The organism is Mesorhizobium sp. KACC 23794 (assembly GCF_052180275.1).
GTDB lineage: Bacteria > Pseudomonadota > Alphaproteobacteria > Rhizobiales > Rhizobiaceae > Kumtagia.
Genome location: NZ_CP197465.1, coordinates 1,000,621 through 1,014,077, shown reverse-complemented (window position 1 = coordinate 1,014,077; position 13,457 = coordinate 1,000,621). Strand labels below are relative to the sequence as shown.

Below are 13,457 nucleotides of genomic sequence, written 5' to 3'. Positions count from 1 at the left end.
GGTCTTCCCGCCGGCAAGCGCCAGAGGAAACGAGCAAAGAGGAAATGCGATGATCTTCGTCTTCACCTGCAAAGACAAGCCCGGCCATCTCCAGGTCCGCATGGACAACCGGCCGACCCACGTCGAATATCTGAACAAGCTCAATGCCGAAGGCACGCTGAAATTCGCCGGTCCGTTCCTCGACGGAGACGGCAAGCCGTGCGGCAGCCTCGTCGCGGTCGAAGCGGCCGACCTCGCCGCCGCCAAGGAGATCGCCGCCAACGATCCGTTCTCAAAGGCCGGCCTGTTCGAGAGCGTGACCGTGCAGCCCTGGAACTGGGTTTTCAACAACCCGACGGCGTGACGCCGGGCCGTCAAGACGAGGGGAAGCGCCGTGCGATACTGGCTTTTCAAATCCGAACCGAGCGCCTTTTCCTGGGAGATGCTGAAGTCCAGGGGCAAGGCGGGCCAGGAATGGGACGGCGTGCGCAATTACCAGGCGCGCAACAACATGCGCGCCATGCAGATCGGCGATCTCGGCTTCTTCTACCATTCGAACGAGGGTCTCGCGGTGGTAGGCATCGTCGAGGTCTGCAAGCTGGCGCATCAGGACAGCACCACCGAGGACGCCCGCTGGGAATGCGTGGATATTCGCGCCGTGAAGGATGTTCCCACGCCCGTGTCGCTCGACGACTGCAAGGCCAACCCCAAGCTCGACAAGATGGTGCTGGTCAACAATTCGCGGCTTTCGGTGCAGCCGGTGCAACCGGACGAGTGGCAGGAGATCTGCCGCGTCGGCGGTGTCGACCCGGCGCCGTGAACGCGTCCGGCCCGACGCCCCCGGCCAAGGACAAAACCGCCTTTATCCTCGCCAACACTGCCCTGATAGCACCGCCGCATGTGCCGGAGATCAGGCTGCGCCTTGCAGATGAGGCGCACGACCTCTGGCACCGGACCGAGGAAGAACTCGAGGCGATCGGCCTGCCGCCGCCTTTCTGGGCTTTTGCCTGGGCGGGCGGCCAGGGCCTTGCACGCCATGTCCTCGACAATCCTGCGACGGTACGCGGTCGGACCGTGCTCGATTTCGCGACGGGGTCGGGCCTTGTGGCGATCGCGGCCGCAAAGGTGGGCGCCGCACAGGTGACCGCCGCCGACATCGATCCGTTCAGCGCGGCGGCCGTGGCGTTGAACGCAGCGGGCAACGGCGTTTCCGTCACGTTCGATGGTGGCGATCTGATCGGCACGGACGACGGTTGGGAAGTCGTGCTTGCCGGCGACGTGTTCTACGATCGTGACTTCGCCAGCCGGCTGGTGCCATGGTTTTCGGCGCTGGCGGGGCGCGGTGCGACGATCCTCATCGGCGACCCCGGCCGTTCCTATCTGCCCAGGGATCGCCTGACGGAATACGCCGTCTACCAGGTGCCGGTCACCCGCGCGCTCGAGGATGCCGAGGTCAAGCGCACGACGGTCTGGCGCTTCGGCTGATCAAACCGCCGCCCGCGCCTCGCGCAACTGTTAGGGTCCACGTGTGTTCGACACCATGAGTTCATCGCCATGCTTCCATACAGCGCCGGCCACGGCTGGTCGACGCCTCTATCGGGCGTGTGAGAGCGGCGGCACCGCCTCCCTTCAGGACGGTTTCGGCGACAACGCCTTACTCCGTACGCCGCCAGTAGCCGAACGTCTGGCCGGCGCAGCCTAACGGCCGAATCATCGAAAGTGCGTCAAGGACAGGTTGCGTTCATCCGGCCGCAACCTCGATCCCGAACGGATCGTCCACCGTGTGAGCGGGTCGTGTGAACCAGCGCGGCCCGTCTTCGGCCATATGGATATGGTCCTCAAGGCGGACGCCGAACTCGCCATAGATGCAGATCATCGGCTCGTTGGAGAAGCACATGCCGGCGGCAAGCGGCGTCGCATTGCCCTGCACGATGTAAGGCTCCTCGTGGACGTCTAGGCCGATCCCGTGTCCGGTGCGGTGCGGCAGGCCGGGCGTCGCGTAGCCCGGGCCGAGACCCGCAGCCTCGATCACACCGCGTGCCGCGGCGTCGACGGTTTCGCATGGCGCGCCGATCCGAGCAGCGGCGAAGGCAGCCTCCTGCGCACGCTTTTCGAGGTTCCATATCGCACGCTGGCGCGCGTCCGGTTCGCCGAAGACATAGCTGCGGGTGATGTCGGACTGATAGCCATGCAACAACGCGCCGGTATCCACCAGCACCATGTCTCCGCGCTTGAGGGTTTGCGGATAGGGCACCCCGTGCGGATAGGCGGTGGGCTCGCCGAACAGCACGATGCAGAAATTCGGCGCGCTGTCGAAGCCCAGCCCGAGATGTGCGCGGCTGATGAAGTCCGCCACCTCGGTCGTGGTGATACCTTCATGCAGGATGCGCGCCGTCGCCTCCTGCACCTGGAGCGTCAGCCCCATCGCGGTGCCGATGAGTTCGATCTCCTTGGCCGACTTGATGCGGCGGCATTCGCCGGTCACGACGTTCCCGCTGACGAAGTCGTAGGAATTTCCGGCGCGCCGCAGCCCGTCGAAGGTGAAGAACGGCGTCATCGGATCGATCGCCAGCACGCCACTGGCATGGCCCATGTCGCGGACGGCATCGATGACCAGCGCGGTCGGATCCTCGTGCTCGTGCCAGCACCTGATCTCGCCCGGCAGGGGCATCATCGAGCGCAGCTTGGCCTCCTCGAAGGCGGGGCTGAGATAGACGAGATCGCCGTCCGCCGGGATGATCGCGCCATGCAGGCGCTCCGAAGGCCTCAGCCGCACACCGGTGAAGTAGAATGTGCTCGTAGAAGCGTCGAGGTAGAGCGCCTGGATGCCCTGCGCGCGCATGACCGACTGGGCCTTAGCGATGCGCGCTCGCCGCTCGTCTTCGCCGACCGCCTGAACGCTGTCCCGCATCGGCCGCATCCGGCCGAGTTCTTCCTCGATGGTCGACCCGCCGACGCCGATGGTCATCCGATTTCCCTTTCCTGACGCAAGGGACGTTACCTAAAGCGATTCCGGTAGAAGTGCGTAGCGGTTTTGCGTCCTGAATGGCGTTGCGTAAAAACAAAGGGATAGAGCGTCACAGGCGATCCTGCTCTCGCCGGAAGTGCTCTATCGTGGCGGCCGCAACGGATCGGCCGTGCGTCTGCGCGCGCACAAATCGACCAGAACATCGTCCATCAGGCAGACGCGCCGGCGGAAACATCGCGCCGTTATTGCAGGGATCAGCCCTGCGCTATGGTGATTGCTTCAAAATATCCGACGGGCGGCAGTTCGAGAGTGATCGCTCCCTCGGCATCCGCGGCGCCGATGGGGATATCGATATCGGCAACCAGGGCGCGGGCTTTTGCCCCCTTGATCCCGCGCAATGTCAGCACAAGGCCGTGTGCGGGGATCGGCTCGGCATAAGAATTGTCGCTCTGGCCGGAATAGTTGACGAGGTGGACGACCAGCGTGCCATCCGTCTTGTGGCGCTGGAGCGTGACCTCCATGCGGTCGGGACGATTGAGCGTCACGGCCGATGCTCCAGTGCCGCGTTCGGCGAGCCTGGCGATCAACGCCCTGTGTTCGAGCAGGCTGTGTTCGTAATAGAGCGCATCCGGCTGCCAGGGAACGAAGATGACCTCTCCCAGGCCGGCTGTGCCAATGAGGGCGCCGGGCAGTCCGGAGGCAAGGTCCGGTTCGGGGAAGCAGAATTCCGGCGGGCCGAAGCGCTGCGGCAGCAGCATCTCGTACAGACCTTCCGCTTCAGCCTTGGGCTTGACCACCTGATAGGCGCCGTCGAGCATGACCAAATCGCTGTCGAGACCCGGCAGAGGGTCGGCATCGACGCGGAGATAGCCGCCGCGGGTGCTGGCGATCGTCTCGCGCACCTCGTTGTAAGGCAGGGTCGCCAATGCCGAAGCGGGGCGGGAATTGCCCGTTTCGTCATAGATGCCGGCGGGACCAAGCACGACCAGCGTGCCGCCATTTCGAGCGAACGCATCGAGACTGGCGGCTTCGGCATCGCTTAGGCAGGTGACGGCGGGCAGCACGATGGTGGCATAGCGGGAATGGCGCTCCACGAAATCCGCATCGGGGCCGCGATCATCGGCGATAAGATCGAAGGCGAGACCGGACTCCAGCAGCGCACGGTAAGCCCCCCGGAAAGCCCTCAGCGGAAGACCGCCTGATTCGGGATGATAGCGCCGCGATTTCACGGAACTGTAGAGGCCGATACGCGCTTCGGAAACCAGTCCGCCATAGAGCGCCTGATGTTTCCGGTAGTAGGCGAAGATGTCGCGTACGGCCGGCAACGCCTTGCGGTCAGGCTGCTCGGGTGGCCCCATGAAGTAATAATGCGGGTCGGCCCCGTTTGCGAGTTGCTGTGCAAGGCGGAGCGCCTGCGCCGCGGCGCTCTCGGCGCTGTAGCGCCAGGGGAAATCGATGAAGTGGGTCAGCGCGGCCGAGTGGCGGATCTCGTCGCCGCCTACCGAGCGGAAGGTCCTCGCCTGCTCGCCCGAATAGTGGACCCATTCGGGGTGCGGGCGATCGAGGCGGCGGTTGATCTCGCCACGGAAGAAATCCGATTTGCGGCCCATGTTGGAGATCGCGACGCCCGGACGGATAGCCTTGGCGCGCTCATAGATGCTGGAGGCGAGTTCTCTGCTGGTGATGTCCTGGAACCGCAGATATTGCCGGTAGACCGGATTGGAAGTGGACGTGTCCCCGGGAATATCATGGCCGGAGAAGGCGCGGAAATCGCGCTTGCAATTCTCGCAATGGCAGAGGCCGTAGCTGCGGTAGCTGTAGTCGGTGGCAAGATAGCCGAACATGTTGAAGAACATGCCGTCGATTTCGTAGCGGCCCAGGCTTTCCTCAAGCACCTTGGGCGACTGCTCGCGATACCAGCCGCCGTTGACGCAGGCCTGGTAGGTGCCGTTGTATTCGAAGGGTTCGCCTTTGCTGTCGCGGCAGAACCACGAGGGCTCGGCATCGAAGGCGATCTTCGTCGCCTTGGAAAGGTCGTAGCGGCCGATCACCTTGATGCCGTGCCTGTGGGCGGCGCCGATCATCTCGCCGAGCAGGTCGCGATCGAGCCGCGGGTTCGGCGCCTGCAGGGGCAGCGTGCTCGGATACCAGGCGAAGATGCCGCCGACGTTGAAGAGCATCGCCGTCGCGCCGAAATCGACCAGCGACCTCGCAACGGTCTCGGGGTCTAGGCTCGCGTCGGTCAGCCTGAGATTGGTCTGCACGATCCGCTGCGGCTGGCGCCACCATTCCGTCATCAAATTGCTCCGACATCGATTCCGGAGGGCGGTTGGACCGCCCTTCCATTCCTGCCAAGGTTGGCTGATTGCCGGCGGCGCTTGATCGTCACCGGAAAAGCACATAAGTGCTCGACGATTATGTACGATATGTCAATGGCGAGTTAGAATTTCCGCGAGGCCTGTGCTATCTAATGCGAATGGCTTGGGCGAGGGAGAACATAGAGTGGCGGCAAAGCTGGATCTGCTCGACGAAGATGAGGCCATTTCCGTTGGTCGCCGCGCGTCCAGGCGCGAGCCCGGATACGGACGGCTGCAGCAGTTGCTTCGCGACGAGATCCTCGAAGGCCGCATTCCCGCCGGAGCCCGTCTGAAGGTCAGCGACATCGCCGCACGCTTCAACACCAGCACCAATCCCGCGCGCGAAGCGCTGCAGGGACTGGAAGGCGAGGGGCTCATCGTCATTACGCCCAATCGCGGCGCGCGGGTACGGCTGATCGATGAGGACATGGTCAGAAACATATTTGATATCAGGGCCTTGCTGGAACCCTATATCATGCGGACCTTCGTCGAATTCGCCCGCCAGGAAGACGTCGCGGCACTGAGGGTATTGCAGGAAAAGTGCCAGTCGGCATGCGATGCAGCGCTCTATCCCGAGTTCCACGCGGCCAATGTCGATTTCCACGACTACATCACCGATCGCCACTTCAACGTCGAGGCGGTGCGGATCATGAAGCAGCACAATTCATGGCTGCGCGCTTTGTCGCTCAAGAATCCGCTGACGCTCGCGCATATGCGCGCCTCCTGCGCCGAGCATTGGGAACTGGTGGCGGCCGTCGAGAATGGAGATCCGGACGCCGCAGTGCAGGCGATCGGTAAACACATGATGCGTTCGCGTGGAATCTTCCTTGCGCACATGCGGCGCGATCGGATGCGAGGCGCTTCCACGGCAGGCATTTCTGTCTGAAAAGAACGCTTTTTCAACAGGTTATTTTCTTTCTGGCGCAACTGCTCGCATAGGTTCGATTTCATCCACCAGTCAAAATACTCCGATTCTGACGCAAAAGTTCAGATTCTTGATTGCAGATCGCACATAATTTGCCGTAAGAAATGTGCTATGTAAGTTTGCGCCCCAAGGAGGCTGTGAGCCGGCAACGGTTCAAGCGGGCGGAAACGCAACCTGTCAACGCCGGGTGGCCTTGAAGGCGGCGGCAGAAGCAAACCTGCGGTTTGAATCGGGAGGATTGGATGATCAGACGATACAGGACCAGATCGCTGCCGGCGCTGGTTGCGACATGCGCCCTTGCAATGCTGTTGCCAAACGCCGTGCTGGCGGGCGAAGCGCCGATGCTGGCCGAGCAGGTCGCGGCCGGCAAGCTGCCGCCGCTCGATCAGCGCATTCCCGAGAAACCGCTCGTCGTCAGCCCGGTCGACCGGGTGGGCGACTATGGCGGGCACTGGCGCTCGGCCATGGTCGGCGGTTCGGACGACGGCTGGGTGCTGCGCACGGTCTCCTATGAGAACCTGATGCGCTGGTCGCCTGACTGGAAGGAAGTCATTCCCAACATTGCGGAAAAGGTCGAGGTCAGCCCCGACGCCAAGGAATACACCTTCACGCTGAGGAAAGGCATGAAGTGGTCGGACGGCACGCCGTTCACCGCCGAGGACATCAAGTTCTGGTTCGAGGACCTATTCCTCGACAAGCAATTCACGCCCTCGCCGCAGGAGCCTTTCATCAATTCGGACGGATCGACCTGCGGCTTCGAGATGATCGACGAGACCACCGCCAAATTCACCTTCAAGAACCCCAAGGGCCTGTTCCTGCAGTATCTTGCCACCGCGCGCCCGCTCGACAACGCCGCGGTGCGCTATCCCAGGCACTATCTCCAGAAATTCCACCCCAAATACAATCCGGACGTGCAAGCCGAGATCAAGGCCGCCGGCCAGACCGACTGGGTGGGCCTGATGGTCAACAAGTCGAATTTCTGGGCCAATACCGAAGTGCCGACGATCAACCCGTGGGTGTTCACGCAGGGTTACGGCTCGGGCTCGGCAACCCGCGCCGTGGCCGAGCGCAATCCGTACTACTGGAAAGTCGACACCGAGGGTAACCAGCTTCCCTATATCGACGTGCGCGACTTCGACGTGCTGTCGGACCCGCAGGTGCTGGTCACCAAGACGCTGGCCGGCGAGATCGATTTCCAGGACCGCAGCCTGGCGACCACCGCCAACAAGCCGGTGCTGTTCGAAGGGCAGGCGGCCGGCGGCTACGAGTTCTTCGAGGAGACGCCTGTCAGCCCCAACTACATCGTCATGATGCTCAACCTGAACCACAAGGATCCTGCGACCCGCGCGCTCTTCCAGAACAAGGATTTCCGCATCGGGCTTTCCTACGCCATGGACCGGCAGGAGGTTCTGGACGTGATCTGGCTCGGCCAAGGCGAGGTGGCGCAGACCTCGCCGCTGCCAGGTTCGGTCTATTACAACGAGAAGCTCGCCAGGCAGTACACGGAGTACGATGTCGCCAAGGCGAACGAATATCTCGACAAGGTGCTGCCCAACAAGGACGCGAACGGCGTGCGGCTCAAGCCCGACGGCAGCCGGTTCGTGCTGAGTTACGCCTACAGCGCCGCCAACCCGGTCTTCGGCGATGCGCTGGAGCTGGTCGCGGCGCAGTGGGCCAAGGTCGGCATCAACATGGTGCCCACGCCGCTCGACCGCACCCTGATCCAGACCCGCCAGGATGCGGGTGAACTCGAAGGCGTGGCCTGGGAGCGCGGCGGCGGCGACGGCGCCGAGGTGGTCCTCGACCCGCGCTGGTGGTTTCCCGCCAACAACGACAGCTACTACTGGGCGCCGACCTGGACAGCCTACTATCTCGGCGTCAACCCCGACACCTCTCAGGTAAAGCCGGAGGAGCCGCCGGCGGCCGCGAAGAAGCAGATGGAGCTCTACGGCCAGTTGCAGGCGAGCCCCGACGCCGCGGAGCAGGCGAAGATCATGAACCAGATCCTCGACATCGCCGCCGACGAGTTCTGGACCATGGGGGTCGCATGGCCGGGCAGCGGATATGGCGTGAAGAAGAAGAACTTCCTCAACGTGCCGAAGTCGATGCCCGCTTCATGGATTTATCCCACGCCGGCCCCGACCAATCCCGAGCAATATTTCATCGCGAAGCAATGAGTTCGCCCCGCTTCGCCCGGCCTTGGCCGGCGAAGTTCCTCCCGGGCAGCGGGCGGACCACGGCCATCGCAGGCCGCGCGTCCGCCCGTCCCGCCAACCCTGATATGAACCGGAGGCGAAGATGACCGAGCGCGTCGTGATGGTTGACACCGAAGTGCCGTTCAAGGGGGCGCATTGGGAGCGGCTGGTCGATGCGATCAAGCCCGACCGGCTCGTTGCCGTCTCGTCCAAGGACGGGGCCGCGGTCGCCGCAGGACTTGAAGAGGCCGAGATCGCCATCCTTGCCGGCGACCTCGACGAGCGGCATGTCCAGGCACCCAGGCTCAAATGGGTGCATTGCGACCATGCGGGGCTTACCAAGTCGGCGCGCGCCGATGTTTTCACGCGCAGGTTGGTCGTCACCGGCTCTGCCGGACGCTCCGGGCCAGCCCTGGCCGAGCATGTGCTGATGTTCAGCCTGATGTTGTGCTCCCGCTACCCCGATTTCTACGAAGCCCAGAAGCGGCACGAATGGCGCCGTTCGCCGGAAATGAACGATTTGCGTGCGCTCTACGGTCGCACCATCGGCATCCTTGGCATGGGCCATACCGGCGTCGAGCTTGCGAGCCGCGCCAAGGCTTTCAACATGCGCGTGCTCGGCTACCGCCGCCGCGACCTGCCCAACCCGCCGGGCGTCGACCGCATGTATTCGGCCGACAAGGGCGAGACGATCGATGCGATCCTCGACGAGGCCGACATCCTGGCGCTGGTACTCAACCTTTCGGACGCCACGCACCATCTGATCGATGACCGCGCCATCAGTCGCATGAAGAAGAGCGCCATCATCGTGAACCTCAGCCGCGGCGGGGTGATCGACCAGGCCGCGCTGATCGCCGCGCTCAGGGAGGGCCGGCTCGCCGGTGCTGGTCTCGACGTCACCGATCCCGAGCCGCCGGCAAAGGACGACCCGATCTGGGATGCGCCGAACCTTCTCATCACGCCGCATTTCACCGCGGCGGTGCCCGACAAGATCGACCGTTCGCTCGATGTCATCACGGAGAACTTCCGGCGCTATCGCGCGGGCGAGCCGATGCTCAACCGCATGACCGAGGAAGACCTCTGGACAAAAGGCGCCAGCCGCTAGGCGGGACGGCGAAAATGCTCGGCTATATCCTCAAGCGCATCCTGTTCATGATCCCGACGTTGTTCGCGATCTCGGTGGTGTCGTTTATCCTGATCCAATTGCCGCCCGGCGATTTCGTCACCACGCTCGCCGCCCAGATGTCGCAACAGGGCGACACCATCGATCCGGCGACGCTGGCGCAGTTGCGCGCCGCCTACGGGCTCGATCAGCCGGTCTGGGTGCAATACTGGATATGGATCACCAAGATCCTGTTCGCGGGTGATTTCGGCCGTTCCTTCGACTGGGATGCGCCGGTGTCCGACCTCTTGTGGAACAGGCTCGGGCTGACTTTCGTGCTCTCCTTCACCGCGCTGATCGTCACCTGGATGATCGCGCTGCCGGTCGGCATCTATTCGGCGGTCAAAAAATATACGATCGGCGACTATGCCGCGACCTTCTTCGCCTTCGTCGGGCTCGCCGTGCCGAACTTCCTGCTGGCGCTGATCCTGATGTACCTCGCGCTGCGGTTCTGGGGCGTCAGCGTCGACGGACTGTTCTCGGCGCAATATGTGGATGCGCCGTGGAGTTGGGAGAAGGCAGCCGATCTCGCACAGCATCTCATCGTGCCGGTCTTCGTGCTCGCCGCCTCGCATATCGCGTCGCTGGTCCGCATCATGCGGGCAAATCTGCTTGACGAACTGTTCAAGCCCTTCGTCGTGACGGCACGGGCCAAGGGCCTGTCCGAATGGCGGCTGATCTTCAAATACCCTGTCCGGGCGGCGCTCAACCCGTTCGTCTCGACCATCGGCTGGACGTTGCCCGAACTGGTTTCCGGCGCGACCGTGACCGCGATCGTGCTCAACCTGCCGACCACCGGGCCGCTGCTGCTCAGGGCCCTTGTCTCGCAGGATGTCTATCTCGCCGGCGCGATGATCCTAATGCTCTCGGTGCTGACCGTCATCGGCACGCTCATCTCCGACCTGCTGCTCGCGTGGCTCGACCCGCGCATTCGCTACAGATGAGGGCGGGCCGATGAGCATCAACGACAACGATCTGACGCTGAACACGCCGCCGGCGCCTGAAACCGGCGTGACGGAGGCCGCTCCGGTTGGAACGGCGAAGTTCCAGCGCGCCGGCCAATGGCAGCTCGCCTGGTGGAAGTTCAAGCGGCACAGGCTGGCGGTCGTCGGCGGCCTGGTGGTGATCCTGATCTACCTCGTCGCGATCTTCGCCGAGTTCCTCGCCCCGCAAGACGCCGGCGCCTATTCGGCGCGCTACACCTATGCGCCGCCGCAGCAGTTGCATTTCTGGGACGACAGCGGATTCGGGCTGTTCGTCCACGGCTACAAGGTGCAGGTCAACAAGGAGAGTTTTGCGCGGGAATTCGTCATCGACCCCGAGGCCAGGATACCGGTCGGCCTGTTCGTCAAGGGCGCGCCTTATCGGCTCTGGGGCCTGATCCCCTCCGACATCCGCCTGATCGGGCCGCTCGATCCCAAGCAACCTATGTATCTGTGGGGCGCCGACCGGCTCGGCCGCGACATGCTGAGCCGCGTCATCCACGGCACGCGCATCTCCATGACGATCGGCCTCGTTGGCGTCAGCCTGAGCCTCTTCTTCGGCATCCTGCTCGGCGGATTGTCCGGCTACTACGGCGGGCAGGTCGACAACGTCATCCAGCGCGCCATCGAGTTCCTGCTGGCGATCCCGACCATCCCGCTGTGGATGGGGCTGGCGGCGGCGATCCCGCCCTCGATGTCGCCGCTGCAGGTCTATTTCATCATCACGATCATCCTGTCGCTGGTCGGCTGGACCGGGCTGGCTCGCGTCATCCGTGGCCGCTTCCTTGCGATCAAGAACGAGGATTTTGTCGTCGCTGCGCGGCTCGACGGCACCAGCGAACTCGGCATCATCCTGCGCCACATGGCGCCGAGCTTTGCCAGCCACATCATCGCCTCAGTGACGCTTGCCATTCCCGTCATGGTGCTCTCCGAGACGGCGCTGAGCTTCCTCGGCATCGGGCTGCGTCCTCCCGTCGTCTCCTGGGGCGTCCTGCTCCAGGAGGCGCAGAACATCCGCTCCGTGGCGACCGCGCCCTGGCTGCTTTCGCCCGGCATCGCGGTGATCGTTACCGTGCTTGCCCTCAACTTCTTCGGCGACGGCCTGCGCGACGCAGCCGATCCTTATTCGGAATAGAGGGCGGCTGATGGAAACCGCGGCCCAACCGAACGACGTCGTGCTGACCGTCAACGATTTGTCGCTCGAATTCGACAACCGCAAGACCGTCTTCCACGCCGTGAAGAATGTCAGTTTCCAGATGACGCGCGGCAAGACGCTTTGCCTTGTCGGCGAAAGCGGCTCCGGCAAGTCGGTTACCGCCCGCTCGCTGATGCGCATCGTCGACCGGCCGGGCAAGATCACGTCCGGACGCATCGTGCTTCATGTCGACGGCAGGTCGATCGACGTCACCGCGCTCGATCCGAAGGGCAAGGAGGTGCGGCGGCTGCGCGGCGCGAAGATCGGGCTGATCTTTCAGGAGCCGATGAGCTCGCTCTCGCCGTTCCACACCATCGGCAACCAGATCGACGAGGTGACGGAACTCCATCTCGGGCTCGACAGGAAAGCCGCGCGGGCGCGCACCATCGAGTTGCTCCGGCAGGTCGAGATCGCCAATCCCGAGGCGATGGCCGAGCGTTATTCGTTCGAATATTCGGGCGGCATGCGCCAGCGCGTCTGCATCGCCATGGCGCTGGCCTGCAACCCGGACATCCTGATTGCCGACGAGCCGACGACGGCGCTCGACGTCACCACGCAGGCAGAGATTCTCGACCTGATCAAGCGGCTGCAGATCGAGCGCGGCATGGCGATGCTTTTAATCACGCACGACATGGGCGTCGTCGCCGAGGTCGCGGACGAAGTGGCTGTCATGCGCCAAGGCGAGATCGTCGAGACCGGGCCGGTCGACGACATCTTTCACGCGCCGGGGCACCCCTACACAAGGCAGCTTCTCGCCTCGACGCTGAAGCTCGAACACAAGTCCGAACGCCGGATCGCCATGGAAGCGGCTATGCCGGTGGCGAAAGGGCCGATTCTCTCGGTCCGCGGGCTCACCAAGCGTTATGGCGACGTCAAAGGCTTATTCGGCTACGGCGCCGCCGAGGGCATGAAGGCGGTCGATCGTGTCGACCTCGACCTCTATCCCGGCGAGAATCTCGGCATCGTCGGCGAGAGCGGCTCGGGCAAGACCACCGTCGGCCGGCTGATCCTGCGCATCACCGAGCCGACCGCCGGCACCGTGCTTTACCGCGCCAAGGATGGCACGCAGGTCGATGTCGCGGCGATGACGAAGTCCGAACTCAGGAAATTCCACTCGGAAGTGCGGCTGATCTTTCAGGACCCCTTCGCCTCGCTCAACCCGCGCATGACGGTCAAGCAGATCGTCGGCGACCCGCTCTATGTGAACAGGCTGGCCCGCGGTTCCGAACTCGACGACCGTGTGGCGGAATTGCTGCGGATCGTCGGTCTCGACCCGGCGATGATGGACCGCTATCCGCACGCTTTCTCCGGAGGGCAGCGGCAGCGCATCGGCATCGCCCGCGCGCTGGCGCTCGATCCGCGCATCATCATCGCCGACGAGGCGACGTCCGCGCTCGACGTTTCGATCCGCTCCCAGATCCTCGACCTGTTGCTCGGCATCCAGGCGCGGCTCGGCCTGTCCTTCATCTTCATTTCGCACGACATCTCGGTCGTGCGCTATTTCTGCGACCGCGTCGCGGTGATGCACAAGGGGCGCGTGGTCGAGATCGGCGACGCCGACAAGATCTGCACGGACCCGGACGAGCCCTACACCAGGGCGCTGATTTCCGCGGTCCCCAATCCCGACCCGCGCAACAAGCGCATGCTGCACCGGCACCGTTTCGACGCTACCGCGGCTCAAGCCTGACCATTT

Annotated in this window: 11 protein-coding genes; 9 read left to right on the top strand and 2 right to left on the bottom strand. The window is 63.8% G+C overall.

Features of this window, described 5'->3' with window-relative positions; genetic code table 11:
* The first annotated feature begins 49 nt into the window (after window positions 1-49).
* The 3 genes from ACSBOB_RS05125 to ACSBOB_RS05115 are packed head-to-tail and all read left to right on the top strand — an operon-like array spanning window position 50 to window position 1,464.
* A complete protein-coding gene (locus ACSBOB_RS05125) occupies window positions 50-343 on the top strand; it encodes a YciI-like protein (protein WP_442581385.1) in 294 nt (97 codons plus the stop codon).
* 30 nt (window positions 344-373) lie between these two features.
* Window positions 374-799: an EVE domain-containing protein gene (locus ACSBOB_RS05120; RefSeq protein ID WP_442581384.1), complete on the top strand. Its 426-nt coding sequence runs from the start codon at window positions 374-376 to the stop codon at window positions 797-799.
* Window positions 796-1,464, top strand: coding sequence for a class I SAM-dependent methyltransferase (locus tag ACSBOB_RS05115; protein ID WP_442581383.1), 669 nt, complete (start codon window positions 796-798; stop codon window positions 1,462-1,464). The genes ACSBOB_RS05120 and ACSBOB_RS05115 overlap by 4 nt, the downstream gene beginning before the upstream one ends.
* A gap of 256 nt (window positions 1,465-1,720) precedes the next feature.
* Here the strand turns inward: ACSBOB_RS05115 and ACSBOB_RS05110 are convergent, their stop codons facing one another.
* Complete coding sequence (locus ACSBOB_RS05110; RefSeq protein WP_442581382.1) at window positions 1,721-2,947, bottom strand: M24 family metallopeptidase; 1,227 nt, start codon at window positions 2,945-2,947, stop codon at window positions 1,721-1,723.
* A 254-nt stretch (window positions 2,948-3,201) separates the two neighbouring features.
* Window positions 3,202-5,244 carry a beta-galactosidase trimerization domain-containing protein gene (locus tag ACSBOB_RS05105; protein ID WP_442581381.1) on the bottom strand — a complete coding sequence of 681 codons (2,043 nt, stop codon included), beginning with the start codon at window positions 5,242-5,244 and terminating at the stop codon, window positions 3,202-3,204.
* A 205-nt stretch (window positions 5,245-5,449) separates the two neighbouring features.
* On the opposite strand from ACSBOB_RS05105, the gene ACSBOB_RS05100 reads away from it, so the two are divergent.
* The 6 genes from ACSBOB_RS05100 to ACSBOB_RS05075 all read left to right on the top strand — a co-directional run bounded on the left by ACSBOB_RS05100 (window position 5,450) and on the right by ACSBOB_RS05075 (window position 13,451).
* Window positions 5,450-6,190, top strand: coding sequence for a GntR family transcriptional regulator (locus tag ACSBOB_RS05100; protein ID WP_442581380.1), 741 nt, complete (start codon window positions 5,450-5,452; stop codon window positions 6,188-6,190).
* A gap of 281 nt (window positions 6,191-6,471) precedes the next feature.
* A complete protein-coding gene (locus ACSBOB_RS05095; RefSeq protein WP_442581379.1) occupies window positions 6,472-8,406 on the top strand; it encodes an ABC transporter substrate-binding protein in 1,935 nt (644 codons plus the stop codon).
* 121 nt (window positions 8,407-8,527) lie between these two features.
* Window positions 8,528-9,529 (top strand): D-2-hydroxyacid dehydrogenase, encoded by a 1,002-nt coding sequence (locus tag ACSBOB_RS05090; protein WP_442581378.1) that lies wholly within the window; start codon window positions 8,528-8,530, stop codon window positions 9,527-9,529.
* A 14-nt stretch (window positions 9,530-9,543) separates the two neighbouring features.
* Window positions 9,544-10,530 (top strand): ABC transporter permease, encoded by a 987-nt coding sequence (locus ACSBOB_RS05085; protein ID WP_442581377.1) that lies wholly within the window; start codon window positions 9,544-9,546, stop codon window positions 10,528-10,530.
* A 10-nt stretch (window positions 10,531-10,540) separates the two neighbouring features.
* On the top strand, window positions 10,541-11,704 hold the full coding sequence (locus ACSBOB_RS05080; RefSeq protein ID WP_442581376.1) for an ABC transporter permease: 1,164 nt from the start codon (window positions 10,541-10,543) through the stop codon (window positions 11,702-11,704).
* A gap of 10 nt (window positions 11,705-11,714) precedes the next feature.
* Window positions 11,715-13,451 (top strand): ABC transporter ATP-binding protein, encoded by a 1,737-nt coding sequence (locus tag ACSBOB_RS05075; RefSeq protein ID WP_442581375.1) that lies wholly within the window; start codon window positions 11,715-11,717, stop codon window positions 13,449-13,451.
* The last annotated feature ends 6 nt before the right edge of the window (window positions 13,452-13,457 follow it).

Bases quoted from the DNA above. Each gene is read 5' to 3' on its own strand.
- ACSBOB_RS05125 (WP_442581385.1), top strand. From the start codon at position 50: ATGATCTTCGTCTTCACCTGCAAAGACAAGCCCGGCCATCTCCAGGTC.
- ACSBOB_RS05110 (WP_442581382.1), bottom strand. From the start codon at position 2,947: ATGACCATCGGCGTCGGCGGGTCGACCATCGAGGAAGAACTCGGCCGG.
- ACSBOB_RS05105 (WP_442581381.1), bottom strand. From the start codon at position 5,244: ATGACGGAATGGTGGCGCCAGCCGCAGCGGATCGTGCAGACCAATCTC.
- ACSBOB_RS05095 (WP_442581379.1), top strand. From the start codon at position 6,472: ATGATCAGACGATACAGGACCAGATCGCTGCCGGCGCTGGTTGCGACA.
- ACSBOB_RS05090 (WP_442581378.1), top strand. From the start codon at position 8,528: ATGACCGAGCGCGTCGTGATGGTTGACACCGAAGTGCCGTTCAAGGGG.
- ACSBOB_RS05085 (WP_442581377.1), top strand. From the start codon at position 9,544: ATGCTCGGCTATATCCTCAAGCGCATCCTGTTCATGATCCCGACGTTG.
- ACSBOB_RS05080 (WP_442581376.1), top strand. From the start codon at position 10,541: ATGAGCATCAACGACAACGATCTGACGCTGAACACGCCGCCGGCGCCT.
- ACSBOB_RS05075 (WP_442581375.1), top strand. From the start codon at position 11,715: ATGGAAACCGCGGCCCAACCGAACGACGTCGTGCTGACCGTCAACGAT.